This is a genomic window from Methylobacterium durans (assembly GCF_003173715.1).
Lineage (GTDB): Bacteria > Pseudomonadota > Alphaproteobacteria > Rhizobiales > Beijerinckiaceae > Methylobacterium > Methylobacterium durans.
Genome location: NZ_CP029550.1, coordinates 5,555,619 through 5,580,016 on the forward strand (window position 1 = coordinate 5,555,619; position 24,398 = coordinate 5,580,016).

At 66.2% G+C, this 24,398-nt stretch carries 23 protein-coding genes, 1 pseudogene and 1 other annotated feature; of the genes and pseudogenes, 11 read left to right on the forward strand and 13 right to left on the reverse strand.

Translation table 11 applies throughout. The annotated features are described in order from the left end of the window. Positions 1-4: 4 nt before the first annotated feature. From DK389_RS25735 to DK389_RS25755, 5 genes and pseudogenes are all read left to right on the forward strand, one after another. A protein-coding gene (locus DK389_RS25735) for an IS3 family transposase (protein WP_109888298.1) occupies positions 5-1,233 on the forward strand; the annotation gives its coding sequence in 2 pieces (ribosomal slippage) (positions 5-293 and positions 293-1,233; 1,230 coding nt in all). Beyond that, positions 286-402: a sequence feature (AL1L pseudoknot), on the forward strand. Its footprint overlaps the gene before it by 117 nt. 17 nt (positions 1,234-1,250) lie before the next feature. Continuing rightward, positions 1,251-2,132: pseudogene (locus tag DK389_RS25740) on the forward strand (MFS transporter); the annotation flags it as partial. A 182-nt stretch (positions 2,133-2,314) separates the two neighbouring features. Continuing rightward, positions 2,315-2,548: a hypothetical protein gene (locus DK389_RS25745; protein WP_194075112.1), complete on the forward strand. Its 234-nt coding sequence runs from the start codon at positions 2,315-2,317 to the stop codon at positions 2,546-2,548. 639 nt (positions 2,549-3,187) lie between these two features. Continuing rightward, a complete protein-coding gene (locus tag DK389_RS25750; protein WP_109893935.1) occupies positions 3,188-4,669 on the forward strand; it encodes a methyl-accepting chemotaxis protein in 1,482 nt (493 codons plus the stop codon). Between the two features lie 67 nt (positions 4,670-4,736). Then, positions 4,737-5,090 carry a MucR family transcriptional regulator gene (locus DK389_RS25755; protein WP_418291974.1) on the forward strand — a complete coding sequence of 118 codons (354 nt, stop codon included), beginning with the start codon at positions 4,737-4,739 and terminating at the stop codon, positions 5,088-5,090. A gap of 68 nt (positions 5,091-5,158) precedes the next feature. Here DK389_RS25755 and DK389_RS25760 read toward each other — a convergent pair whose 3' ends face one another. Beyond that, complete coding sequence (locus tag DK389_RS25760; protein ID WP_194075113.1) at positions 5,159-5,923, reverse strand: hypothetical protein; 765 nt, start codon at positions 5,921-5,923, stop codon at positions 5,159-5,161. 130 nt (positions 5,924-6,053) lie between these two features. Continuing rightward, on the reverse strand, positions 6,054-6,401 hold the full coding sequence (locus DK389_RS25765; RefSeq protein ID WP_418292076.1) for a septal ring lytic transglycosylase RlpA family protein: 348 nt from the start codon (positions 6,399-6,401) through the stop codon (positions 6,054-6,056). Between the two features lie 332 nt (positions 6,402-6,733). On the opposite strand from DK389_RS25765, the gene DK389_RS25770 reads away from it, so the two are divergent. From DK389_RS25770 to DK389_RS25795, 4 genes are all read left to right on the forward strand, one after another. Continuing rightward, on the forward strand, positions 6,734-6,910 hold the full coding sequence (locus DK389_RS25770) for a hypothetical protein (protein WP_236960359.1): 177 nt from the start codon (positions 6,734-6,736) through the stop codon (positions 6,908-6,910). Positions 6,911-7,517: 607 nt separating this feature from the next. Beyond that, positions 7,518-8,327: an IS5 family transposase gene (locus tag DK389_RS25780; RefSeq protein WP_109895009.1), complete on the forward strand. Its 810-nt coding sequence runs from the start codon at positions 7,518-7,520 to the stop codon at positions 8,325-8,327. 514 nt (positions 8,328-8,841) lie between these two features. Beyond that, positions 8,842-9,156: a hypothetical protein gene (locus tag DK389_RS25790; protein ID WP_109893947.1), complete on the forward strand. Its 315-nt coding sequence runs from the start codon at positions 8,842-8,844 to the stop codon at positions 9,154-9,156. A gap of 72 nt (positions 9,157-9,228) precedes the next feature. After that, positions 9,229-9,459, forward strand: coding sequence for a hypothetical protein (locus tag DK389_RS25795; protein WP_109893949.1), 231 nt, complete (start codon positions 9,229-9,231; stop codon positions 9,457-9,459). 36 nt (positions 9,460-9,495) lie between these two features. Here the strand turns inward: DK389_RS25795 and DK389_RS25800 are convergent, their stop codons facing one another. After that, positions 9,496-10,167 carry a LuxR C-terminal-related transcriptional regulator gene (locus DK389_RS25800; protein WP_109893951.1) on the reverse strand — a complete coding sequence of 224 codons (672 nt, stop codon included), beginning with the start codon at positions 10,165-10,167 and terminating at the stop codon, positions 9,496-9,498. Between the two features lie 144 nt (positions 10,168-10,311). Between DK389_RS25800 and DK389_RS25805 the strand changes: the two genes are divergently transcribed. Then, the gene (locus DK389_RS25805) at positions 10,312-12,342 is read left to right on the forward strand and encodes a GAF domain-containing hybrid sensor histidine kinase/response regulator (RefSeq protein WP_109893953.1); all 2,031 of its coding nucleotides are present in this window, start codon (positions 10,312-10,314) and stop codon (positions 12,340-12,342) included. 261 nt (positions 12,343-12,603) lie between these two features. Continuing rightward, on the forward strand, positions 12,604-14,661 hold the full coding sequence (locus DK389_RS25810) for an ATP-binding protein (protein WP_109893955.1): 2,058 nt from the start codon (positions 12,604-12,606) through the stop codon (positions 14,659-14,661). 47 nt (positions 14,662-14,708) lie between these two features. On the opposite strand, the gene DK389_RS25815 is transcribed toward DK389_RS25810, so the two are convergent. From DK389_RS25815 to DK389_RS25860, 10 genes are all read right to left on the reverse strand, one after another. After that, a complete protein-coding gene (locus DK389_RS25815) occupies positions 14,709-16,118 on the reverse strand; it encodes a tyrosine-type recombinase/integrase (RefSeq protein ID WP_162560861.1) in 1,410 nt (469 codons plus the stop codon). Positions 16,119-16,318: 200 nt separating this feature from the next. Continuing rightward, positions 16,319-16,531, reverse strand: coding sequence for a hypothetical protein (locus tag DK389_RS25820; protein ID WP_109893959.1), 213 nt, complete (start codon positions 16,529-16,531; stop codon positions 16,319-16,321). A gap of 98 nt (positions 16,532-16,629) precedes the next feature. After that, positions 16,630-16,851: a hypothetical protein gene (locus DK389_RS25825; protein ID WP_109893961.1), complete on the reverse strand. Its 222-nt coding sequence runs from the start codon at positions 16,849-16,851 to the stop codon at positions 16,630-16,632. A 137-nt stretch (positions 16,852-16,988) separates the two neighbouring features. Next, complete coding sequence (locus DK389_RS25830) at positions 16,989-17,777, reverse strand: hypothetical protein (RefSeq protein ID WP_109893963.1); 789 nt, start codon at positions 17,775-17,777, stop codon at positions 16,989-16,991. A gap of 10 nt (positions 17,778-17,787) precedes the next feature. Next, entirely contained in the window at positions 17,788-18,450 is a 663-nt protein-coding gene (locus DK389_RS25835; RefSeq protein ID WP_109893965.1) for an FkbM family methyltransferase, read from the reverse strand. A gap of 94 nt (positions 18,451-18,544) precedes the next feature. Next, positions 18,545-18,685, reverse strand: coding sequence for a hypothetical protein (locus DK389_RS32925; protein WP_162560862.1), 141 nt, complete (start codon positions 18,683-18,685; stop codon positions 18,545-18,547). A 302-nt stretch (positions 18,686-18,987) separates the two neighbouring features. Continuing rightward, entirely contained in the window at positions 18,988-19,356 is a 369-nt protein-coding gene (locus tag DK389_RS25845) for a hypothetical protein (protein WP_109893969.1), read from the reverse strand. Between the two features lie 90 nt (positions 19,357-19,446). Beyond that, positions 19,447-21,111 carry a Na/Pi cotransporter family protein gene (locus DK389_RS25850; protein WP_109893971.1) on the reverse strand — a complete coding sequence of 555 codons (1,665 nt, stop codon included), beginning with the start codon at positions 21,109-21,111 and terminating at the stop codon, positions 19,447-19,449. Between the two features lie 261 nt (positions 21,112-21,372). Beyond that, a complete protein-coding gene (locus tag DK389_RS25855; RefSeq protein WP_109893973.1) occupies positions 21,373-21,909 on the reverse strand; it encodes a copper chaperone PCu(A)C in 537 nt (178 codons plus the stop codon). Between the two features lie 76 nt (positions 21,910-21,985). Beyond that, positions 21,986-24,349: a TonB-dependent receptor family protein gene (locus tag DK389_RS25860; protein WP_109893975.1), complete on the reverse strand. Its 2,364-nt coding sequence runs from the start codon at positions 24,347-24,349 to the stop codon at positions 21,986-21,988. Positions 24,350-24,398: the final 49 nt, after the last annotated feature.

The window sequence follows — 24,398 nt, forward strand, 5'->3', positions numbered from 1 at the left end:
AGCCATGACGAAGCATACTCCACCCTTCTCCCCTGAGGTTCGCGAGCGGGCAGTCCGGCTGGTTCGGGAGCATGAGAGCGAGCACGGTTCACAGTGGGCGGCGATCCAATCGATCGCGGCCAAGATCGGCTGCTCGGGTGAGACGCTGCGGAACTGGGTCAGACAGGCCGAACGCGACGGCGGCGTACGAGCCGGGCCGACCACGGACGAGCGCGAGAGGATCAAGGCGCTGGAGCAGGAGAACCGCGAGCTTCGGCAAGCCAACGAGATCCTGAGGAAGGCGTCGGCGTATTTTGCTCAGGCGGAGCTCGACCGCCGGTCCCGGTCATGATCGCCTTCATCGACGATCATCGCGCCACCTACGGGGTCGAGCCGATCTGCAGGGTTCTGCCGATCGCCCCGTCGACGTACCACGCTCATGCCGCGCGGCGGGCCGATCGCGGCAGACTGCCGGCTCGAGCCAAGCGGGATGCCGTGCTCATGGCCGAGATCCGGCGCGTTCACGCGGCGAACTTCGGCGTCTACGGCGTGCGCAAGGTGTGGCGGCAACTCGCCCGCGAGGGGATCGCGGTGGCGCGCTGCACGGTGGCGCGGCTGATGCGGGCGATAGGACTGCAGGGCGTCGTCCGCGGACGCAGAGTTCGCACGACCATTCCCGATCCGGCTGCCTTCTGCCCGCTCGACCGGGTCAACAGACAGTTCAAGGCCGAATGCCCGAACAGGCTGTGGGTAGCGGATTTCACCTACATCGCCACCTGGGGCGGCTTCGTCTATGCGGCTTTCGTGATCGACGTCTTCGCCCGCCGGATCGTGGGCTGGCGTGTGTCGCGCTCAGCCCGGGCAGACTTCGTGCTCGATGCCCTGGAGCAGGCCCTTCATCAACGTCGGCCCTTCGCCAGCAGCGGGCTCGTCTGTCACTCAGATCGCGGATCGCAGTATGTGAGCATCCGCTACACCGAGCGCCTGGCCGAGGCCGGCATCGAACCGTCTGTCGGCAGTGTTGGCGATAGCTACGATAACGCCCTCGCTGAGACGGTGATCGGCCTGTTCAAGGCCGAAGTGATCCATCGGCGTGGGCCGTGGCGATCCTTCGAGGCGGTCGAGTACGCCACGCTCGAGTGGGTCGATTGGTTCAATCACCGTCGGCTGCTTGAACCGATCGGCAACGTGCCTCCCGCCGAGGCGGAAGCGCGCTACTATGCAGAGGTCGAGGTTCAAGCCTTGGCCGCCTGATCCAAACCAAACAGCCTCCGGGAAACCCGGTGCGGTTCAGCGGCTGGCTGGTGGTCGGCCTCGGAATGGGTTGCGGTCTCTATGATCCCGCCTTTGCCACTCTGGGGCGTCTCTACGGTGCCGAGGCGCGGCCAGCGATTACCACGCTGACCCTATGGGGCGGGTTCGCCAGCACGGTGTGTTGGCCACTGTCTGCGCTCTTGGTCGAGCAACTGGGCTGGCGCGGTGCGTGTCTGGCGTATGCCGGCCTGCACCTTGGGGTCACGCTGCCGCTGGTCCTTGGACTGATCCCGGCGCCACCCGTCCAGCTAGAGGCGTCCGAGCGGCAGCAGACTGGCCTCGCCCCTCTGGCGGCCCGCGAGCAACGAGCATTCCTGCTCATGGCCAGTGTGCTCGTGCTCGGCGGCACCGTGATGGCCTTGGTATCGGTGCATCTGATTACGCTGCTACAGGCGCGCGGCGTGGCGCTCGCCTCAGCTGTCTCCTACGGGGCGCTCATCGGTCCAGCACAGGTCGGCGCGCGCGTCGTGGAAATGTCGTTCAAGGGACGGCATCACCCGCTTTGGACGCTCACAGCTGCGATGAGCCTAGTGGCTCTCGGCCTCGGGCTGCTTGCTGCCGGCCTGCCGGGGGTAGGATTAGCGCTGGTGCTCTACGGTGCGGGCAATGGGATCTATTCCATCGCACGGGGCACGGTGCCGCTCGCGCTGTTCGGGGCAGTTCGATACCCAGTGCTGATCGGCCGCTTGGCCCGACCAAGCCTTATTGCACAGGCTCTCGCGCCGCTGATCGGCGCGTTCGTGCTCACGCACGCTGGCCCAGACGCGCTGTGGTGGCTTCTGCTCGTCCTGGGCCTCGCCAACGTCGGACTGGTCGGGGCGCTGTGGCGATCGCGATAGATCCCGACGTTTTGAAATTTGCTCGAAAGTCTAAGGCCATCGGGGAGGTAACGCAGGAATAGGGAACCCCGATCGGCCGGTGCCCCCTCCCGCCCCCCTCCTCACGATCGCGCTAGGCTTGATCTAGGCTGGTGTCAGCCAAGCTGCCGTGTGCTCCAAGGCCCGCCCCGCGAGGCCGAAGGATGCACTGGTTGACCCCGTACTGCGCCTACAACGTGTTCAGCAGGAAGCGGCAGCCCGCCTTGCGCTGTGCGGTTCGCCAGGACCGGCCGGTGCCCAGCTTTGTCCAGGGCGAGACATGGGAGTTTGGCGGCACCGTCTGGAGCGAGGAGCCGCCGACTGGCTTCCAGCCAGAAACCGCTCACCAGGCCATGCAGCTGACCGGCTACTACCTGTTCCATGCCCTCCAAGCGTGACCAGCGCCGCGAGCCATCATCCCCCCACCTAACAGGCACCCTCCGGCAGCCCAGCGCTCGTGCCTTAGGAGTTTAACACGAGCAGCAACCAACACTGCTGCAAGCAAAAGGGGAAGGGGCGTGCCTGGCGACTGGTGAGTTCGTGGCCTACTACCAGGTGAGCACGCAGCGGCAGGCGCCCTCTGGCCTCGGTTCACAATGGGAGGAGGCGCAGGTCAACTCTGACCTGACAGATATGCTGGGCTGAACCTGTTGAGAGCCTATCGTATCTACGCAGTCTGCCCCCAATTCACGTCCAGATTATCCAGGCCTGACCGATCCCTCTAATCAACCTGGTCCAAAGCCAGCCGGCTGGGTCAGGATTTTGGCATCCTGCGCTTCGTTCTTCTACGCTTCGCATCCTTGCCATCGATGAAGACCATACGAGGCGATCATAAGGCCGGTGGGCAGATGTCACCTCAGATGCAATGATAGAAGCAGGGTCTAAGTCCGGAGCAGCATTAACGGTTTAGCATCTATTTCCGGCAACTCTGCGGATTAACTTAGGTTGCCGCTCGTGCCGGCCAGCTCTCATCCTGAAGCTCTCAAGGTCAGGTGCGAGCTCCAATGCCGCGCGGAACCACCATGCGGAGCCGCAGCATGTTCGGAAAACGAAGCGCCCTCGCAGACGAAGCCATTGCCAAGCTCGCCGCCCTGGACAGGGCACAAGCCATCATCGAGTTCAACCTCGACGGCACTGTGCTCACCGCTAACGAGAACTTCCTTGCAGTCGTCGGCTACTCGCTGGCCGAGATCCAGGGCAAGCACCACAGCCTGTTCGTCGAGCCCACCTACAAGGACAGTGCCGAGTACCGCGACTTCTGGGCCAAGCTGCGCCAGGGTGAGTTCCAGGCCGGCCGCTACAAGCGTATCGCCAAAGGCGGTCGGGAGGTCTGGATCAGAGCATCCTACAACCCTGTCCTCGACCGCGCGGGTAAGCCCTACAAGATCGTCAAGTTCGCCAGCGACATCACGCGCCTAGTCGCCGAAGAGGCGGATCGGCAGGGGCAGATTGCGGCCATCCACAAGTCGCAGGCGGTGATCGCCTTCAGCCTCGAGGGCGTGGTGCTCGACGCCAACGAGAACTTCCTGAAGACCATGGGATACCCGCTGCCCGAGATCGTGGGTCAGCCTCACCGCAAGTTCGTGGACGCCGACTACGCCAGCAGCCCGGAGTACCGCGATTTCTGGTCCAAGCTGCGCCAGGGCGAGTACGTGGCGGGGCAGTTCAAGCGTATCGCAAAGGGAGGCCGTGAGGTCTGGATCGAGGCGAGCTACAACCCAATCCTCGACGCGAGTGGCCGGCCGTACAAGGTCGTGAAGTTCGCCACCGACATCACTGCACAGGTGAAGCTGCTGGCTGACCTCAAGCGGCTGATCGAACAGAACTTCGGCGAAATCGACAGCGCCATCCTGCGCTCGAACCAAGAAGCTAGCGAGGCGACCCAGGCAGCGGGCAGCACAGCCGACAACGTGCAGACCATGGCGGCGGCCTCCGAGGAGCTTGCCGCCTCGGTAGCCGAGATCTCGCAGAGCATGGCCAAGTCACGCGCCGCGACCGACGAGGCGCACGGGCAGGTGACCGGTGCGGCTGAGTTCACGCAGAGGCTGGCGCAGGCCGCCACCGCGATGAGCGGCATTGTTGGCCTCATCCAGAGCATCGCCGGGCAGATCAACCTCTTGGCACTGAACGCCACGATCGAGAGCGCGCGGGCAGGCGAAGCAGGGCGCGGCTTTGCGGTTGTGGCGCAGGAGGTGAAGAACCTGGCCGGCCAAGCCGCACGGGCGACCGAGCAGATTGCGGGTGAGATCGACAACGTTCAGGCGGTGTCGCAGCAGGTTGTGGGCGCGCTCGCGACGATCCAGGGCTCGGTCGAGCGGATGCGCGACCACGTCATCAGCGCGGCGGCAGCTGTTGAGGAGCAGAGCGTGGTCACACGCGATATGTCAGGCAACATGCAGGATGCGGCGAGTGCGGTGTCGGCGATTGCGCAGAACATCCTGGCGATCTCAGGCTCAGTCGGCAGTGTCTCGCAGGCTGTGGCCACCACGAAGGATGCCGCTCGCGTCCTGGCGCGCTGATGTCTGTTCAGGGAGCAGCGCTCAACAGCTCGGTGCGCAGATTGCTCGGCGGCGTCTTTTCGCGAGCATGCATGTTGCCCTGAGCGGCCCCGTGGGCGGGACGTCTCAGACGCCCGCAGAGGCCGTCGAGAAGCCGATGCCTTCGCAGGTGCGCAAGTCGATCACGCCGGACGCGCTGATCTCGTTCATCGACGGCAAGCCCTACAAGGCGCTCAAGCGCCACCTCTCGACCCACGGGCTCGACCCCTACAGCTACCGCCAGCGCTACGGCCTGCCCAACGACTACCCGATGATGGCCGCCGCTTACGCCGCACAGCGCTCGAAACTGGCGAAGGCCATAGGCCTGGGTCGAGGCCGAGCACGCGAGGCCGATGGGGATCAGAGCCGCCCGTTAGACACTTGGGCCGAGGCTGCGGAGTAGACCACCGACACAGGTCAGCCGTCTTGAAGGCCTTCCGCTGCAGCGGCAGGTCACTCACGTGTGAGGTGTTACTGCTCTTGCAGGCTGACCTTCACGGCAGCAGGCTGATCAGCAGACGGGTACACCACCCGCATGCCTGAGGCTTGCGCCTGTGTAGCTGCCGGTGCAGTCGCAGGCTCGGACGAGCGGCTCAGCTTCGCCATGGCTTTGCGCGCCTCATCGGCCGGCACCGCACCGTGCGGCGCTACCATCGCGGCTAGCAGAGTGCGGGTCTTGCGATCCACCGCCGATGAGCGGCTCACCGGCTCGAAATCGCCGGCCGCATGCCGCGCCTCGGTCTTGCCCGTGAACACCTTCGGTCCATTCGTGGTGATGACGATGTCGCCCTTCCGCAGGGTGCTGTCGTGCATCAGAGCCGCGTTCGGATTGCCGGCATACCGCCACAGTGCCGCCTGAGCCTCAGACGCCTTCGGCTTCTCCGCGACTGCCTTCACCTTCTCGGGCCGGGGCAGAGCCGCGTAGCGCACCTTGGGCCGGACCTGCGCCTGTGCATCCTTCAACTGGCGCCGGCGAGCGGATTGGCGCCACTCGCGCCGGCCGTAGCCGTACCCTGCCGAGGCGTCGCTGCCGTAGGCGCCGCCATTGGCTGGCGGCTGAGCGGCAGGCGCGGGCTGCGGAGCTTGCGCGGGTTGCGGTGAGAACAGCTGCTGGAAGAGACCACCCAGGCCACCCTCGTCAGCGGCCTGCACGTGCGCCGCGGTTCCGAGCACCAAGCAGGTGGAGGTGAGCGCGAGCAGGCCACGACGGACAAGGCTGGTCTGGTTCAGCAGCATCGACGCCCCCGCTCAGCCCTGCACCGCTGCGGGCTATGCGGGTCTTAACGGATGCTCTTCGGCACAGTTCCGTTGCCTTCCCGACATGCCAAACGCCTCCGTGAAGTCACTCTCTGGCTGACCCAGCTTGTCACAGGCGAGCGAGGCTGACCTTCGCTACACCGGAAACGCCGATGGCACGGGCTGAGGCGTTTGACAGGTCGATCACCCGGCCGCCGACGAACGGGCCGCGATCGTTGATGCGCACCACGACAGAGCGGCCGTTGCTCTTGTTGGTCACCCGCACCTGCGTGCCGAACGGCAGCGAGCGGTGCGCGGCCGTCAGCGCGTGCGTGTTGAAGCGCTCGCCATTGACCGTGCGCCGGCCGTGGAAACCGGGACCGTACCACGAGGCCACACCGGACTGCCTCGACGCGGACGGCGCAGCTTCGGCATGGGCACCAGCCGAGCAAGTAATCGCAACGATCGCGAGGAGCATCAGGCGAGCGTTCGAAATCATTTTTTGCATTCCCGTTTGTTGTGTGAACAGGCCGGCAAAATGTAGCTGAATGTGACGAGAGTATGTTTGGCAGGATATTGGCAGATCCGCCCACCAAGTGTCACGATAATGCAGAATTGTGCTTGGCTCGGAGAAGCAGGCCGGGCGGACTAGGCCAGCCGGTTGAATGTTCTCCGAACCAGGGTGCGCCTACAAGCTAGGCCCAATCGGGCTGCCTCCGCTCAGCCCACTGTTCTGGCCGCACAGGTGCACGCATCATCCTGACCCGCTCGACCCTGATCCGCACCCTCACAGTCGCGGCACTCGGGACCGTGCTCGTCAGCCAGGTTGCTCGCGCAGGAACGGACGAGACCGCCGGGCAGGCTGGCGCAGAGTGCCTGCAGGGCTGCACCGCCCGAGGGCTGGCCGACAACTGCTACTACGTCGATCAGGCGCAGACCGGCCGCTCAGGTAAGATCGTGATCCGCCGCGTGCAGGAGTGCGACTGACAGCTCTGGCAGGCCACAGGGCCGTCGGGAGAAGTTTGGTCTCCTACTCGCCCGGGCGCTCGCAGCCGGTCCTCACGGTGAGGCTCGTTCCATGGTCAAACGACCGGTCCGTACCTGGGCCGTGCTGATGCCGACCCTGCTCGGGCTCGGAGCAGTCGGCCTTGTCGCCGCAACTGCTCCTCAGCTGACGGGAAGGCACGCACCGGAACCGCCGCGAGGTGGCTCTGCGATGCGAGCGCCACTGCCGCTGCAGCCTTCGGGCGGTGCAAGCGTGCCACCTGCTGGCCCGGCGGATAGCAAGCCGCAGCCGCTGTTCCCGGCCGTGCCGATGCGGCTCAGCTCAGACCCTGCAGCAGACACGTCAGCGTCCTCCAGCCGCCTTGAGCCGAGTAGCCCTTCGAGAGCAACTGGGCTGCTCAGCCTGAACACCGCCAGCCTGCAGGAGCTTCGGCGCTTGCCACTGATCAGCAAGGCTCGGGCGCGTGCCATCGTGAAGGGTCGCCCCTACGGCAGCGTCTCAGAGCCTGTTTGAGCACCTCCGCCGGCCGTCCCCATCTGTCTCATGAGCCAACATGAATTCCGCCTGGCGGGGCGGAGTGGAGAGCAGATGTGGACGGACCGACATCGGACGCGTCATGAGTCGCGCCTGAAGGACATGGTGTTGCAGGCTGGCTTGGACGAGGTGGCCTGTTTTCTGAAACGAGCCGATCCGCCGGGCCGTCCAGAAGCGACAGCGGCGCGTCAAGTGCTGGCCGGGATCGCTTGGCACCTGCGGACGGGCGGAGGTTGGCGGGCATTGCCGGCCGGCTTTCCGCCCTGGCGCACGGTCTATGGCTGGTTCCGGCGCTGGATCGAGAAGGGCCTGTTCGAGAGCCTGATGCGGGCTCTGGCGCGCCGTCAGCGGCGGCGTTGCGGACGTCGGCCCGATCCACGGCTGGCGGTCATCGACACGCAAAGCGTCAAGTGCATCGGGGTCCGCGGGCCGCGCGGCTACGATGGTGCCAAGAAGCTGGTCGGGCGCAAACGCGTGGCTCTGGTGGATGCCCAAGGGCACGTCCTGGCGCTGGCTGTCGTGCCCGCCAACGTGCAGGATCGCGACACGCTGCCGGCGCTGGATGCGGGCAAGCAGACGTGGCCCAGCCTGCGTCTGGCTCTCCTCGACGGTGCCTTCACGGCCGAGCGCTGCCAAGAATGGTGCAACCTCCACGGCATGCGCCACCGCGTGGTCGAGAAGCAGCCGGACCAGAAGGGCTTCGTCGTGCTGGAGCGGCGCTGGGTCGTAGAGAGAACCTTCGGCTGGCTCAGCCACTGGGGTGGCCTGCTCCGTGAGCGCGCTGGTCGCCTCGACGTTGCAACGGGACGCCTCGCCTGCGTCGCCAGCCTCATGGCCGCCAACGCCCTCAACAATCCCGCCTGAAAACAAGACCTCAAACAGGCTCTCAGAGTTGGCTTCAAAGAAAATCATCTCCGCCAAGGCATACCGGGCCATCAAGAGCTTGGTGGACGTGCACTGAAGCGCGCTTCAGAGGAGCTGATTGGCCGCCTAGGCCAGCTGGCCTAGGCCTTCTCCGCCCATCCAGCCGACTACAAACGCCAAGTCAGGCGTGGTGTTTACGCTCCATTAACGAACGACGCCGGGCCGAACAGATCCGGGCGCAGGGGATGGAGCAGGGAATGAGCAAGATCTGGATCGGGTGTGCTGCTACCGCCGCTACCCTGGCTGCCCTGATTGTTGGCCCAGGCCAGGCTGCCCAGAAGGTGGCAGTCGCTGAGGCCATCTCTGCCGCAGTCAGGGCTGACACCCAGCTCGTCTACGCTCCGGCCCCGCAGGCGCGAGCGGCGCAGCAGGCGAACTCGGTCGAGCAACCCACTCGCGCGGTTCGGGTCGTGTACCCGTCGCCCTTCTCTGCTCAGCGCTGAGCGGAGGCGACATGCTCGCGCAGGCCCGCAGCAACACCTCCGACCCCTCCTTCCAGCAGGTCGGGATGCTCCGGCTCGCAGCTCCCGCGTGTGCCCAAGCGCCCATGAGCACGCACGAGCGCCGCCTTGAAGCTCTGCGCGCCCGCGCTCGGCAGGGCGGTCTCAGCATCAGGCAGAGCAATCAGCCCCTGCAGCCGAACAACCGTGGCGGCCTGATGATCCTCGCACAAGACAGTCGCCAGGTTCTCTACGGCGCCAGATACGACCTGACGCTTGAGCAGGCGGAGGATCTCATTGGCGAGTTGCTCGTCCGGTGGGCTGCGTAGGCTCACATCAGCGGCTCCGTACTGCCAGCGGCTTTAAGCGTCAGCCTGCGCCTCATCAGAAGGATCACTTCCTTGAGCTACCTTGTCACCGCACGCAGCGCCTCCTGCGAGATGCTGTTTCCTCGCAACTCTCTGCTGGCAGCCTTGGAGAAGGCTCTGGAACTCCAGGGCTGTGGCATGGCCGACGTGCTGACCGTCGACAGTTCGGGCCGCAAGCACACAGCCGAACAGCTGCACATGATGCTGTTCCCGCAGGAGGCTCGGGCGACCGACAAGGGGTTGGAGATGCGGGCCTGCGCCTGAGGGCAGATCAGTCTGACCTCTGATGTTGGAGCACGACTATTCTGTCGCGGTGCTGCTCAGCACGCGCGCTCCGATCGCCGCCGCCGCGGAGCGGCTCGAGACACCGAGGGTGCGGAACAGAGCCGCTACATGGATCTTGACGGTGCCCTCGCCGAGATTGAGCGCTCGCGCGATCTCCTTGTTCGACTTGCCCTGCACGATCAGCCCGAGCACCTCCGTCTGACGGGGCGTGAGGCTGGCCGAAACGCCGGCGTCATCGGAAGGGGGGCCTTGCACAGGCGCGTCGCTTGGCTCGGTGCTGATGTCGGCCAGAAGGGGGGGCACGTAGATGAAGCCCTTCAGGATCATCTCGAGCGCCTGTCCGAGTTCGACCACGCCAATGCCCTTCGGTATGTAGCCGTGCCCGCCGGCTTCCAGCGCCTGCAGAACGTCCCGACGCCGCTTGGAGCCGGACACGATCGCGGTCAGCGTCTCGGGCCGAACCTCGCGCACTGCCCTCAGGCTGCCCGCGCCCTGCATGCCCGGCATGGCCAGGTCGAACAGGGCCAGGGCGACGTCGTCGCGGCGACCAAGATGCTCGATGGCCTCATCTAGGGAGCCGGTCTCGATCACCTCCGTGAAGCCGAGCCGGTTCTGCAGGATGGCCCGCAATGCCATGCGGAAGAACTCGTCATCATCGGCAACGAGGGCGACCTTTGTGTCCGTCATGGTGCCGCTCGTGCAAACTCCAACAACAGGGCAGCCTCGACCTTAAAGCCACACAATTCGGCTGCAACTCCGTCGTTGGAGCTAAAAGGCTTGGCCGGCTGCGGCAACAGCTTGGCCCGCTTCCGACTAGAGGGGCGATAGAACGTGCAACAGGACGATGAGGAACAGCGGCGGCTGCGTACCCTTGAGGGCTACTGCATCCTCGACACGCCGCCCGAGGAGAGCTTCGACCGGGTGGTCGCGCTGGCACGCGCCTTGTTCGATGTGCCGGTCGCCTTCGTCAGTTTCGTGGACGAGCACCGACAGTGGCTCAAAGCACGGCAGAACCTCAAGGTCAGCGAAACTCCGCGTGGCATCGCCTTCTGCAGCCACACGATCCGGTCGCCGAACGTCCTGGTCGTCCCCGACGCCACACGCGACCCGCGCTTCCTCGACAATCCTCTTGTGACAGGGGAACCGAAGATCCGCTTCTATGCGGGCGCACCGATTACCGCCCCCGCCGGAGAACGCTTGGGCGCCGTTTGCCTGATCGACTACGTGCCTCGTCCGGCGCTGAGTGAGACCGAGCGCGAGAACCTGGCACGTCTCGCTGCCATCGTCATGGACGAGCTGGAGCTTCGCCGTGAGCTTGTCGCCCGGCGCGAGGTTGAGTCGGAACTGCGGTCTGCCCGTGCCGCCGCGGATGTGGCCAACGAAGCCAAGTCCGACTTCTTGGCCAACATGAGCCATGAGATCCGCACGCCGCTGAATGGCATCTCGGGCTTCACGCAGCTGCTCCTAGCCAACCCCGATTTACCCGCGGAGAGCCGCCGCCACGCCCAACTGATCGACAGTGCTGCCTCGGCGTTGCTGACGGTGGTCAACGACATCCTGGACTTCTCCAAGCTGGCGGCCGGCAAGCTCGACCTCGATCTGAACCCGCTGCCGATTGAGGCCCTGATCGACAACAGTCTCTCCATCGTGCGGCACAGCGCCGAGGAGAAGGCGCTCGACCTTCAGGTGCGTGTGGATCCGCGCGTACCCGCCGCCGTCTTCGGCGACCGGGCCCGTCTGCAGCAGATCCTGCTGAACCTGCTCAACAACGCCATCAAGTTCACCCATGCCGGTTCGGTCACACTGGAGGTCGAAGTCGAGGCCGAGCTGGATGACCGCTACGAACTGCGTTTCCTCGTGCGGGACACCGGCATCGGCATCAGCTCAGAGGTGCAGCAGAAGTTGTTCGAGCGCTTCTCGCAGGCGGATGTCTCGACCTTTCGCAAGTTCGGCGGCACAGGTCTCGGCCTGGCGATCTGCAAGAGCCTGATCGACCTTATGGGTGGCCAGATCGGAGCGGAGGGCATCCTGGGTGAGGGCTCGACCTTCTGGTTCAGGCTGGCTTTGGCGCGAGCCGAGCTGGAGGCGGCTGCGGCGGTGCTGGAGGAGGGGGGTATCCAGCCAAGTGGCCGCCGCGCTCGTGTTCTCCTAGTCGAGGATCTTGAGCTGAACCAGGAGATCGCGCGCCGCTTCCTGGAAATGGCTGGGCACCACGTGGATGTCGCCTCCGACGGCGCCGAGGCTATCCAGGCCGTCCAGAGCGCGGCCTACGATGTGGTGCTGATGGACGTGCAGATGCCGGTGCTCGACGGCATCGCGGCGACGGAGGCGATCCGGCGCCTGAATAGCCCTGCGCGGGATGTGCCGATCATCGCTCTGACGGCGAACGTGCTCTCGCAGGAGGTGAACCGATGCCGGCAGGCTGGCATGAACGGACATGTCGGCAAGCCATTCCGAGCAGCCGAGTTGGTCGCGGCTGTCGATCGCTGGTCCAAGAACGCCGCAGGAGAAGCCCCGTCAGCAGCTGCAACCCCACCGCAGGTTGATCTCGATGAGGGCACTCTCGCGGAGCTGACAGAACTCTTGGGCGCGGAGAAGACGCGCGAGTACGTGCAGCGCCTGGATCGTGAGATCGAGGCCTTCGCCGCGCTCTCGAAGTCGGAGCGGCTCGATCCCAGCGCGCTGACGAAAGCCGCCCATGCCCTCGTTTCTCAAGCTGGGCTCCTGGGCTTCGCAGCGCTCTCAAGCGCTTGCAGCGCACTGGAGGAGGCTTGCGCCGGAACAGAGTACAGGCGGGCTTACGAGGCTGCGTTAGCGTGCGCGGAACGGGCGCGGATGAGGGCACGAGCACGCCTCAAATAGTTAGGCATCAACTACGTGAAATTCACCGCAGATATCTACATTCGCCACGTAGATGCGCCGAGTCATTTTCCCATATTATTGCCTATACAGGACATCGTCAGGCCGAGAAATGCTTCGAACCAGATCGTTCGAGCCCTCAAGACCTTGAATTGTTGCACAAGCAGCAGCTTGCAATGTGAGCTCGCTCGCTGCCGGAAGCGCGTTGGTCCCTCCGTAAATGCATGGTACGCAACCGAGGCTTAGCTGTAGGGAGCACCGAACGTGCGCCGAGGCCTCGTTCTTCTCGCTCTCGCGGCTCTTCTCCCGCTCATCCTGCTCGCCGCTGGCCTGTCGTTCTTCTTCCTACGGCAGCAGCAAGCCGCAATGCGAACGGAAGCAGTCCACTACGTCGAGCAGATGCTCGGCAGCGTGGAGCGCGAGCTGTTCACGCAGATCGAGCTTCTCAGGGTGCTCGCTCAGTCGCCGCTCCTCGACGGCGAGCAGCCAAACCTCGCCGCCTTCCACGACCTTGCCACACGTTTTCAGGGGCAGTTGCCGCTTTGGCACCGCATCATCTTGGCCGACACGGAGGGACGGCAAATCGTCAAGACAGGCGTGCCATTCGGGGCACCTCTGTCGTTCGTCGTCGATGAGAAAAGCTACCGCAGGCTCATCGAAACAGGCGAGCCCACTATCGGCGACATCTCGGGACCAGGCCAGCCCAGCAGTGGTCCACGCCGCGCGAGCTTCCGCGTACCCGTGCTGCGCGAGGGTAAGCTTCGCTTCGCGCTGACCGGAGTTGTGTCCACCGAAGGGCTGTCGAGATTGCTGGCGCCAGCTGGACTGGATCCGAACTGGCGTCCGTTCCTGGTCGACAACTCTGACCAGATCGCCGCCCATCTGCGCACGCCAGAGCTGGTTGGCCGAGTGGCAACGCAGCCCGCGATCCAGGCACGCGCGACTGGCACATCAGGCGTGTACGAGGGGCTCTCACCGGCTGGCGAACCGATCATGACGGCCTTCCGCAAGTCCGATCGCACGGGCTGGTCCGCTCATGTCGCTATCCCGCTCGCGCTCTACAACCAGCCGCTGACACGCGCGCTCTGGATCGTGAGCATTGCCGGGTTTGCAGCCCTGTGCCTAACGGTCGTGTTCGCGCTCCTGTTGAGGCGGGAGATGCAGGACATGCGGGAGGAGACCCTCCTGCACGAGCGTGCAGTCCGCATGGAGGCGCTCGGCCGTATGACGGGCGGCGTCGCGCACGACTTCAACAACCTGCTGATGGTGATCCTTGGCAATCTGGAGATGCTGCAGCGGCGCATCCAGGAGCCGCGCCTGGAGCGCTACATCACCGCCATCCGCAAGGCGGCCGAGCGCGGGACGCACCTCACCCGAGAGCTGCTGGCCTTCTCGCGCGGCCAGGCCATGCAGGCCGAGGTCTTGGATCTGAACGAGCGCCTGACCAGCACCTTGGCGATGATCAAGCAGTCGGTGCGCGGCGACATCGTCGTGGAGACGGATCTCGCACCCGGGCAGCATGTGGTGAAAGTCGACCCTCTTCAGCTCGATCTTGCGCTCCTGAACATTGCGGCAAACGCACGGGACGCGATGCCGGAGGGTGGACGCCTGCGCCTTGAGACGCGCCGCGCTGCGATCCCCGACCGGTCTGGCCGGGAGGGCGTGAAGCTGTCGATCTCTGACACAGGTGGCGGCATCCCAGCTGAGGCGCTGCCGCATGTCTTCGAGCCGTTCTTCACGACAAAGGAGGTCGGCAAGGGCACAGGTCTGGGGCTCAGCCAAGTCTATGGCTTCGCTAAGGCGTCGGCTGGGTTGGCGGATATCGAGAGCCGCGCCGGGCGCGGCACGACGGTGGCCCTCTACCTGCCTCTCTCGCAGGAGAGCGTTCCTGCACCAACCCACCAGACCCAACAGAGTACAGCCGCTGGTACCAGGGCCGGTCGGATCCGTGTACTCTTGGTGGACGACAACGACGAGGTTCGAGCGGTCACAGCGGCGTACCTTGAGGAGGCTGGCTTTCACGTGAGCCAAGCCAACGGCGCTCGTGCAGGGCTAGACCTGCTCGAGAGCAGCACCGACCTGCTGGTGAGCGATCTTGTGATGCCGGGCGGTATGGATGGTCTGGTCTTGGCGAAGGAAGCACGTCGCTTGTGGCCCAAGCTGCCGGTCATTCTCGTCTCGGGTTACAGCACTTCCGCCTCAGCTGCGGCCGAACTCGGGTTCACTCTGTTCATGAAGCCGTTTGACATGTCAGCGCTCGCCGCCAGTATCCGCAGCAAAGTGGAGCAACCAGAACGTAGCAATCGCTCCGCCTCAGCATAACTCGGAGCTGCCCGCCCGATTGATGTTAGAGTAGCTCCTGAGATGTGTTAGCCGCTGATAGGAAGCTGCACGGCCTCAACGCACGCCCGCAGCGCCTTCACATCAGCGCGGCCAGGATACACGCCCATCGTCATGCCAAGCGGGCCATCCTCCTTCGAGCGCCCCACTACATCAGCGATCGTCCAGCCAGTGAAGCCAGTAGCGCCATCCTCCAACGCTGCGAGAGCCTTGCGGATGAACCAGCGGCGGAACGAGTGGAAATCGATGCGCGATTGGCGCACGCCTTCGATCACGTCATCGACCCCTAGTGCACGTCGGTCACGAGTGAACGCCTGTGTAGCTGGAGCACCCCGCGGGCGGGCGGGGTTCGTTTGCTCGGGCAACTCGTGAAAGATGAAAGCGGCAGCAGGCTTGCCAGCCGTACGGCGCGCAATGAGCGTGGCCAGGTCGGGATGGATCGGAACATCGCGAAAGGCGGAGGCTGTCTTGGTGCCAGGAACCTTGATGAGGTCGCCTTTGAAGTGGCGCACGCGCAACTCGGCAATCTCACCAATGCGCATGCCCGTGAGGGCGGCAACGCGCATCAAATCAGCCAGCAGGGGTTTGGTGATGCCGGCCAAGAGCGTCGCGACCTCGTCGTCGGTGAAGGGACGCTTGCTCCTATGACCAAGGTCGTGGTCTGAGCCGCGCGTCAGCTTCTTGCGCTTCGCGAGTGATTGTCCGGACCAAGGGTTTGCTTCGGCATGGCCGCGCTTGTTCATCCACGTCCAGAATGAACGCAGTGCGCCGATGCTCTTGTTCGCGGTGCCCGCGTGGATGCCGCGAGAGACGAAGCGTTCCTCTACGAACCGGCCGGCCACACGTTTGGTAATGGCTTGAACGGTGGTCGGTGTTTTAGTTTGACGGCACCAGTCGCTGAATTCGCGCACGGACTGGCGATAGACGGCTTCAGTGCGCGGCGCGACAGCTGCCTCTTTAAGCCAGGCTTCCACGAGAGGCGCGAAGGGCGCGATGCCGTCGAAGACGACCTGCTTGAAAAGGTGGGCGTCGCGCGAAAGCCCATCTCGTTCGAGCCTGTCCGCGACAGCCGACGCCATGGAGACGGTGGCGCCACGCTCGTCGTCGTCTTCCTCCGCTTCGATGAGCCCACGGAAGGCCATGGCGTCTTCAAGTAGGCTATCGTCAGTCGCGACAGCCGCCACAGGCGTGACCGAGCGCCGTGGGTCGGCCTCTTCGATCTGACGCCGGAGCTTATCGATCACTGCCCATTTGAGGCGGTGCGCGGTCGCAAGATCGGTCGCGGGCAGAGTTTCCTTGAGCGCGGTCTTGCCGAGGATAGGGCGGATGTGAGCCGGCACGCTGACGAAGACGCGCCAGCGATTGCCATGCTTTTCGAGGTAGCGGCCTGTGGTCTTATGGCGCCGCTTGATCGACGCTGGTTCTGCCTCTCTTGCCACCGGACTTCCCAGGTTTCTTACCCACGGCACCAACCCCTATGGCTTTGTTGCGAGAGAGAAATCAAGGGGATCAGACGGTTATGAATTGTCTGATTTCCCCTCCCGTAGGGCGCGCCAATCATTTCAAGCGCTCGGCTCACAATGGAGGGCGCATCTCCCATGAACGTCCCGCTCAGCGGCCCCTGCGGCGTGCCCCACCGTCACGTACGACCGGAATCTGTCGGCTTGGCATGTTCGATCAGCGCGGACATATCGGTTGGCGCACGGAACACCGTGCCGTCGGCCGCCTCGACGTAGACGTTCGCCGCGCCCATGCCGGAGAACGTCATGGCCCTCTCGGCGGCTCTCTGGCCGATCTCATGCTGCTCCGAGGTCGGGCCCGAGGGCGTCGTGTAGTGAACCGTGTAGGCCATGAGCCTCTCCTGCGCAGCGCTCTGAACTGGACCAGCGGGTGAGCAGGCGCGGGGTTCCGCGGCGGCAACACCCACGGCAGGGACCCGCAGCCGATCGACTAGAGAATCTTCCGCAGCATGAGTTCCGTGCCTGCCACGCGGAACGCGCCGTTGTCGATCCGCTCGACGCGCGAGCCGTCCACGAGCGCGTAGCGGGTGAAGCCGTGCGGTCTCATGAAGCCGCCGTGGTTCCGGTTTCGCAGGACGGTCTGGTACTTCACGACCGTATAGGCCTCGCCATCGGAGCCCAACGCGTCGAATTGGTCGGTCTGCTCGTCCATCGTCGCCACACGGTTCGTTGCGGACGCGGGCGATCTTCTACGATTGGCGCCATTCGCGAAAGTCCGAAGCGGGATCGGCTGGCCGTTCGCGACCGTGCCTGAAGAGCCGAACGATCGATTCGACCGCGATGCTGCGATCAGACGTGAACGACCGGGCCGATGTTCGAGCGATGCCCGGCGGGCAAGGAGGCCAGATAGTAGCGCGGCGGTTCATAATGCTCCTCGGCCGAGCCCGGAGCCAGGAACCGGCCTTGAACCAGGTCGCGCCGGACGAAGAACGCATTCACCCCAGCCAAGCAGCAGCCCACAAGGTCGTATCCCTTCTCGGTCCCGAGCTTGGCAAAGGCGTTCAAACTTGCGCCGAAGTAGTTGGATCCGTCGTGCACCGCACTCGGCGCGTAGGGGACCGAGATCGACAGGGGCGGCAGCCACGTCGCGTTGTACTCGATGATGACCACGCGCGGGCGCACATCCGTGATCGCCTTCCAGATCCAGTAGTCGTTGTAGTCGACATCCACGCTGAGGAGATCGATCTCCCGACTGCGCGGATAGTGCGCTCCGATGACTGGGTTGATGTTCTCGGCCGTCACGAAAGCGTTCGTCATCGTCAGGGCACCGCTCTCGATCCAGGACCGATGCGTGGTCCGGACCGCGGCGCAGGCGGCTTCGTTCGCGTCGATCCACAGGCCGGACCAACCATTCATCAGCAGCCACGACGTGTTGCACTCGAGCCCGTCGTGGACGCCGAACTCGACGAAGCTCCTGTCGGCGGTTCCGATTCTGCGGAAGATCTCGGCGATGATGCCGTCCTCATCGCTCTGCGAGTACACCTTGTAGCCGTGCTTGGTCAGGCGCAGGGGATGTCGGTGACGCTCCTGCGCCAGCAGATGCTCCCTTAGTGAAACGAGGTGGGCGAGGGTGTCCATGGCAGCCGGTCTACGATCGTGCGGGCGCGATGTCGGTGCGCACGTAGATCTGATTGGGGTGGTGCGTCTGCCAGAGTTCGTAGCCGTTCCGCTTCATGTGCTCCTCGTAAGCTCCGTCGAGGAACAGGTTTTCGATGATCGCCACCTTCGGCCGGTAGCGATCCAGACTGAAGCCCTTCAGCACCTCGACCTCCCAGCCCTCGACGTCGATCGCCAGGACATCGATCTTGCTGATTTCGGGCGCATGCTCCCGCATGATCGTGTCGAGCGTGCGCAGCTTGACCCTGACCGGCTCGATCTCGGTCTTGTCCTCGACCGTCTTCACGACCTCGGCGTAGCGGTCGCGAATACCGAGGGAGGACCAGGACTCGTAGCTGACATCGCCGCCCATGTAGACGGCATCGATCGACTTCACGATGTAGAAGACGACCTCGTCCTCGTCGTGGTCGCCGCAGGCGTATTGCAGGATCTCGTGGCCGAGCTTCCGGTGCTCCTCGCAGAAGACGGGGTTCGGCTCGACGGCGATGATCGTCCATCCGAGCGACCGGAAGCTCTCGCTGATGGACAGGTAGCTCGGACGTGCGGCACCAACCTCGACCAGGACGCCGCCTTCCTTCGCGCCGTTGAAGAAGGAAGCCTGGACGAGCTTGTCGACGTCGTGCTCGGCAGCCATGCGGGGACGGCCCTATCGCGTGGGAATCGTGACGCGACCATAACTTCGCGTCGATCGACCCGACAAGCTCTGCGCAGGCTTGGAGAATGTACCCTCAGTCGCTGGCCGCAGCCGCGATCGAGAAGAGCGCCGCCAGCATGAGGTTGCCGGTCACGAGGAGCGTGAGCAGAGTCAGCATCGCGGTTCGCCTCAAGCCACGCAGGTCGGGATGATCGAGGCCCGGGGCGCCGGGCACGAACGGGCCGGCTCGGACATGCTCGCGGTCTCAGTTGCCCGAGCGTCGGGGTGCGCGGAGGTCAAGGCCGGCAGGTACACCGTGCCGACCATGATGGCGCCGGAGATGACCAAGCGAAGAACGATATCGAGCATTGTCCGACCCCTCACGCGGCCCTTGGCGACCGTCTGTGGAGCGATGTGTAGAAGCTTTGCCTGTCCGCGTGATGGCGTGGTTTGTTGCGTGGGCGGCCGAGCTTTCACGCGGACGAGCCCGGAGCATCGGCATGACGCTTCGCGAGCCGCGTTCCGGTCGGCCCAGGCCTATTTCATGTCGCCGCCCGGCGTGGCGAGGAGCGACGGCGGCAGGCTCGCGGCCCCAGGCGCCGAGGGCGGGACCTGCGAGCCGCTGTCGATGAGGCGCATGTCGTTCGGCTTCATCTTCAGGTGACGCACCAGGATCCTGGACAATCCTCCGACGACGTAGAGCTTGCTCTTCTCGGTCGAGAGCTGCTTGACCGCGGCCAGAGCGTCCTCGGGCGTTCGCGTGAGGACCGCATACGTGCGGCGCGGCTGGTGCCTGACGAGGACGGTGACGAGAAAGGCCCTGTAACGCTCGGCTTTCGGCATCGACTGGCAGACCCGGACCTTCCTCGTGCCGATCCCCCGCGCGGGGATCGCGTCATCCGCCACGGCGTCGACGGGGGGAGCCTGCGCCGGCGGGCGTCCTCCGGCCCGAGCCGGCAGGATCCGGCTCCCGCGCCGCTTCGCGCCGCCCCGGCATCACGACGCGTCCTGCCGTGAGATCCGGCTCGGCAGGAGCTCGCCGCTCCGCTCCAGCATCGGGTAGGCCGCCGCGGCGACGAGGTGCGAGTTGATCAGCTTGATGTCCCGCAGCAGGTCGAGGTGGAGCGCGCTCGTCTGCGCCGCCTCGAGCCGCCCGCCGCGCAGGCGCTCGAAATGCTGCGTCGTGGCCTGCGCTTCCGCGTCCCGGAACGCCACCTTCTCGTCGGCGAGACGGTGCGCCGTGCGCAGGTCCGTCGTGACGAAGAGCGACGCGGCCGTCCGCAGGTTGGTCGCGAGGCGATCGATCAGCCCGATCAGCGCGGCCTGCTCCTCCCTGGGGAAGGTCAGGCCGCGCTTCAGCTTCTTGGCCGCGTGCGGCAGCAGGTTGCGGTCGACGATGTCGCCGGCCTGCTCGAGGTTCATGGCGAAGGCCAGGATCTCGTTCAGGCGCCGGTGGTCGCTCTCGCCGAGCTCGTCCGGGTCGAGCGCGGTGAGATAAGCCTTGATGGCGGTGTTCAGGTGGTCGAGCACGTCGTCGCGGCGGCGCGTCTCGGCGATGAGCCGCCGGTCGCCCCGCTCCAGCGCGTCCCGGGCGCCCTGCAGCATTTCGCCGAGGACGTCGGCCAGGCGCAGGGCCTCGCGCGCCGCGGCCCCGAGGGCGACGACGGGCGTCTCCCGCGCGGCCGGGTCGAGGTAGAGCGGACGCGCGGGATCGGCCGGGTCGACGCGCTGCGGCAGCCAGCGCCGGAGCAGGGCCGCGTAGGGGGTCAGCAGCGGGAAGAACAGGGCCGCCAGGGTCAGGTTGAACAGGGTGTGGAAATCGGCCACCGCGCGGGCGGGGTCGCCCTCGATCCGCGTCAGGACCGGGCCGACGAGGGGCAGCGCCGCGAGCGCCAGCATGACGCCGGTCACCCGGGTCAGGAAGTTGCCGAGCGGCAGCCGCTTGGCAGCCGGATCGTCCCCCGACGGCCCCTCGATGAGGGGATTGATCGCGGTGCCGAGGTTGGCGCCGAGCACAAGGGCGAAGGCCGCGTCCGGCGCGATGACGCCCTTGGCGGCAAGGGACATCACGAGGAGCACGACGGCGACGCTGGAATGGGCAGCCCAGGTGAGGGCCGCCGCGAGGCAGACGTCGAGGAGGGGCGTCGTGGACACGGCCTTCAGGAGGAGGCGAAGGTTCGGCGCATCCTCGTAGGCCGCCATCAGGGCGAGAAGCTGGTGGAGGGCGAGCAGCATCAGCCCGAGGCCGATGAACACGCGGCCGAGGTCGTGGGCCCGCGTGCTGGAATCGCGCCGGAACAGCATCACGCCCACGAGGATGAGCGCGGGCGAGAGGGCGGCGACGTCGAAGGAGAGCGCCTGGACGATGATCGTCGTGCCCACATTCGCGCCGAGCATCACCGCGAGGGCCGGCACCAGCTCGACCATGCCGCCGGCGGCGAACCCCGCCGTCATCAGCCCGGTCGCGGTGCTGCTCTGGAGGAGGGCGGTGACGCCGATCCCGGCGAGGAACGCCGAGGCGCGGTTGCGCAGGGCGCTGCCGAGGACGGAGCGGAGATTGGCGCCGAACGCGCGCTGGATGCCCGTCTGCACCATGTGCGTGCCCCACAGGAGCAGCGCGATGGCGCCGGCGAGGTTGATCAGCGTGAACGAGAAGCCCATGCTTCGACGCTCTCCTTCCGCGCCGCACCCGGCAGCCGCGATCGCCGCCCCGAGCGCCGGGCCGCGTCGCGCGTCGGCAGCGGGAGGGTCGCATCGGCTGCTTAGCCAGCTAACACAGCTTGCACCGAACGCTGCACCGCCGACAACAGGCGAACGTCGGGTGCGTCCATTCCTCAGCCGAAGAACGGATCGGACGGTGCTGTGGCGAAGCGCCGACGACACCGCGTACGACGGGCGAGGGCGTGACCCGCGTCGCGCGCCCTAATGTCCGTGACCGTGGTCATGGCCGCCCTGACCAGGGTCCGCCGCCCGCCCGCCGAGCGCCCGGGCCGCCATGCTCTCGACCGTGAATGCGACCGGCACGCTGCCGGCCCGCTCGAACGTCAACGTGCCCGCGACCGTCTGCCCCTGCCGCAGCGGCGATTTCAGGCCCGTGAACATCAGGTGATGGCCGCCCGGCTCCAGCGTGACCGTCTCGCCCGGCCCGATGGGCAGGCCCGCATCGACGGGGGCCATCCTCGCGATGCCGCCCTCCACGGACTGGCTGTGCACCTCGACGCGCGCGGCCTCCGCGAAGGTCCCGCCGGTCAGCCGGTCCGGCTCGCGGCCCGTGTTGGTGATGCTGAGATAGCCGCCGGCGACCCGCGCGCCGTTGGGGGTGGCCCGCGACCAGGGCTGGCCGATCTTCAGCGCATCGGCCGCTCCATCGCGGGCCGCAGCCGGCATCGGGGCGGCGAGCAGGGACAGGAAGCCGAGGGCGGCGAGCGTGCGGAGGTGCCACGTGGGCGCGATCGTCATCCGGGTTCTCCGAGGGTGAGGTGTGCGACGGGCGGGAGCTTCGATGGGTGAGGTTGCGACGGGGGATCGGCTGGCGTCAGAACGACAGCTTCATGCCGCCGACGAAGTTGCGCGGCGCGCCCGCGAACACCGATCCGTTGGTGTTGGCGAGCACGGCGGCCCCGTTCTGCAGGCCCGTCGCGGCGCTGATCGAGTTCGCGAGGTTCTGGGCCGAGGCCACGTAGGTCCTGTCGAAGATGTTGCGCACCTCGAAGAACAGGTTCAGGCGCTTCGCGTAGCCGACGAGGTCAGTGGCGTAGTGCAGGTTCAGGTTGACGAGGCTGTATCCCGGCGCCCGCAGCAGGTTGGCGTTGTCGAGGAAGAAATCGTCCTGGAACACCGTCTCGACGTAGCCCCCGAGCCCCGCGAGCGGCCCCGTCCGCTGCTCGTAGCCGACCCGGGCGAGAAGCTGGTTCGCCGGGACGCCGGGGATCTTGTTGCCAGCCCGGTCGAACCGGGTGCTGCGGGTGCCGGCGCTCAATTGCTCGACGTAACGCGTGTAGACCTGATCGTCGTAGGTGTAGGCCGCCGTCGCGCTCCAGCCCGGCGCGAAGGCCCAGGACGCCCCCACCTCGACGCCCCGGTGCTCCGAGGCCGGCGCATTGAAGGTGAAGCTCAGGAGGCCCGCGCCGGGCGATTGCGTGATCAGCTCGTTGCGGAAGAACTCGTAGAAGCCGGTCACGCTGAGGCGGAGCGTCTCGACGGGCGTCCAGTCGAACCCGACGTCGAAGCCGAGATTCTCCTGCGTCCGGAGCTGGGTGTTGTTGCCGGGCACGCCCGCCGGCGTGACGAACAGGTTTCCGGCCGACGGCGTGCTGTAGCCCGTCGCGACGCGGCCCCGGAGCTGCCACGCCTCGCTCGGCCGGTAGAGGAGGGCGAGCTCCGGCGCGACGTTGAGGAAGCTGCGGTTGACGTTGGCGATCGTCGTCGTGGTGCGCGCCGCCGCGTAGCTGTAGCTCGTGTTGCTGCCGTCGATCGTGGTGTTCTCGGCGCTGATCCCGGCCACCGCGATCCAGCGGTCGCTCAGCTGCACCTCCGCCCGGGCGCGGCCGCCGAAATTGGCCTGCGTCGTGTCCTGGTCGGCGATCAGCGCGCCGAGGGCGGGGCCTGCCCCGAGCACACGGTTGTAGGTCCGGCTGAAACTGTCCAGCGTGTTGTAGGCGAGCGCCACGTAGCCGGTGGCCGGCAGCCCGAACAGGTCGCCGCGCCGGGTCACGTCGGACAGGAAGTTGAAGCCCGGGAAATCGCCGCGGGCCGCCGTGGTGTAGAAGGGCTGGTTGATGTTGCGGTCGTCGAACACGAGCTGCGTGCGCCAGGTCGTGAAGGCGTCGATGTCGTGCTCCCAGCGCGCGCCGACGATGGTGCGGCGGTCGTCGCGCAGGAACGCGCCCTGGTCCGCCGTCACCGGGACGGTGGCGCCGAAGCGGCCATTGGCCAGCAGGTTGAAGGTGGTGCAGCCGGCCGCCGCGCTCGCCGCCGTGAGGCAGCCGCGCTGGAAGGGGTTGATCGCGAACTGGTTGAGCGAGGTCCGGCCCGGCAGCAGCGTGAAGAGCGTGTTGTTGATGATCTTCAGGGTGAAGCGGTTGTCGGGGGTCGGCGTGTAGGTGCCCAGGAAGTTGATCGTCTGCGTGTCGAAGGAATTGTGGCTGATGAAGCCGTTGCCGCGGGTGTCGCTGGCGAACAGGCTGTACTCGAACGGTCCGCTGAGGCCGCCGATCGCCGTGTAATTGTTGAGGTAGCCGAAGCTGCCGGCATCGACGCCGACCTCGACGCCGTCGATCTCCGCGCCGCGCCGCGTGACGAAGTTCAGCGCGCCGCCGGTCGCGAAATTGCCGAAGAACGGCGATTGCGGGCCGCGGAACACGTCGATGCGGTTGTAGGCCCGCGGGTCGGTCAGGTCGAAGCGCGAGGAGCCGTCCGCCTGCGTGACGGGGAAGCCGTCCTCCAGCACGACCATGTTGCGCGAGACGCCGGTGGCGCGGGCGTTGTTGCCGCGGATCGAGACGACGATGTCGCGCGGGCCGTTGCCCTGGCGGACAGTCACGCCGGGACTGTTGCGCAGGATGTCCGCCACCGTCGTCGCGGCCCGGTTGTCGATGACGCCCTCGCGCCCGATGCTGGTGACGACCTCGCCGACGGGCTTGTCGAGGGGCGTCGGGGCGGCGGCGCGCGGCGGGCCGCCGGACGCCCGGCCCGCACCTTGGCCAATGCCTGGGCCGACGCCCTGGCCGACGCCCTCTCCGTCCCCGGACACGGACAGCTCCTCCAGGGTGACGGCCTCGCCGGACCGGGCCGCCGACTGCGCCTGGGCCGCTGCTGGACCGAGTGGGATGGCGAGCGGGCCGGCGGCGAGGAGGGCCAGCGCGCGGCTGCGGAGGATCCGGTGACGACGGGAGGGCATGGGGAGCGCTCAATCGAGGGAGTGCGGCCGCGCGCGATCGCAGCAGCCG

What these genes read in the sequence shown, in the direction of transcription:
- DK389_RS25790 (WP_109893947.1), top strand. Translation starts at nt 8,842, where the DNA reads ATGCTCGCGCAGGCCCGCAGCAACACCTCCGACCCCTCCTTCCAGCAG.
- DK389_RS25825 (WP_109893961.1), bottom strand. Translation starts at nt 16,851, where the DNA reads ATGGACGAGCAGACCGACCAATTCGACGCGTTGGGCTCCGATGGCGAG.
- DK389_RS25850 (WP_109893971.1), bottom strand. Translation starts at nt 21,111, where the DNA reads ATGGGCTTCTCGTTCACGCTGATCAACCTCGCCGGCGCCATCGCGCTG.
- DK389_RS25745 (WP_194075112.1), top strand. Translation starts at nt 2,315, where the DNA reads ATGCACTGGTTGACCCCGTACTGCGCCTACAACGTGTTCAGCAGGAAG.
- DK389_RS25860 (WP_109893975.1), bottom strand. Translation starts at nt 24,349, where the DNA reads ATGCCCTCCCGTCGTCACCGGATCCTCCGCAGCCGCGCGCTGGCCCTC.
- DK389_RS25820 (WP_109893959.1), bottom strand. Translation starts at nt 16,531, where the DNA reads ATGGCCTACACGGTTCACTACACGACGCCCTCGGGCCCGACCTCGGAG.
- DK389_RS25760 (WP_194075113.1), bottom strand. Translation starts at nt 5,923, where the DNA reads ATGCTGCTGAACCAGACCAGCCTTGTCCGTCGTGGCCTGCTCGCGCTC.
- DK389_RS25830 (WP_109893963.1), bottom strand. Translation starts at nt 17,777, where the DNA reads ATGGACACCCTCGCCCACCTCGTTTCACTAAGGGAGCATCTGCTGGCG.
- DK389_RS25835 (WP_109893965.1), bottom strand. Translation starts at nt 18,450, where the DNA reads ATGGCTGCCGAGCACGACGTCGACAAGCTCGTCCAGGCTTCCTTCTTC.
- DK389_RS25800 (WP_109893951.1), bottom strand. Translation starts at nt 10,167, where the DNA reads ATGACGGACACAAAGGTCGCCCTCGTTGCCGATGATGACGAGTTCTTC.
- DK389_RS25855 (WP_109893973.1), bottom strand. Translation starts at nt 21,909, where the DNA reads ATGACGATCGCGCCCACGTGGCACCTCCGCACGCTCGCCGCCCTCGGC.
- DK389_RS25765 (WP_418292076.1), bottom strand. Translation starts at nt 6,401, where the DNA reads ATGCTCCTCGCGATCGTTGCGATTACTTGCTCGGCTGGTGCCCATGCC.
- DK389_RS25755 (WP_418291974.1), top strand. Translation starts at nt 4,737, where the DNA reads ATGCATGTTGCCCTGAGCGGCCCCGTGGGCGGGACGTCTCAGACGCCC.
- DK389_RS25780 (WP_109895009.1), top strand. Translation starts at nt 7,518, where the DNA reads ATGTGGACGGACCGACATCGGACGCGTCATGAGTCGCGCCTGAAGGAC.
- DK389_RS25750 (WP_109893935.1), top strand. Translation starts at nt 3,188, where the DNA reads ATGTTCGGAAAACGAAGCGCCCTCGCAGACGAAGCCATTGCCAAGCTC.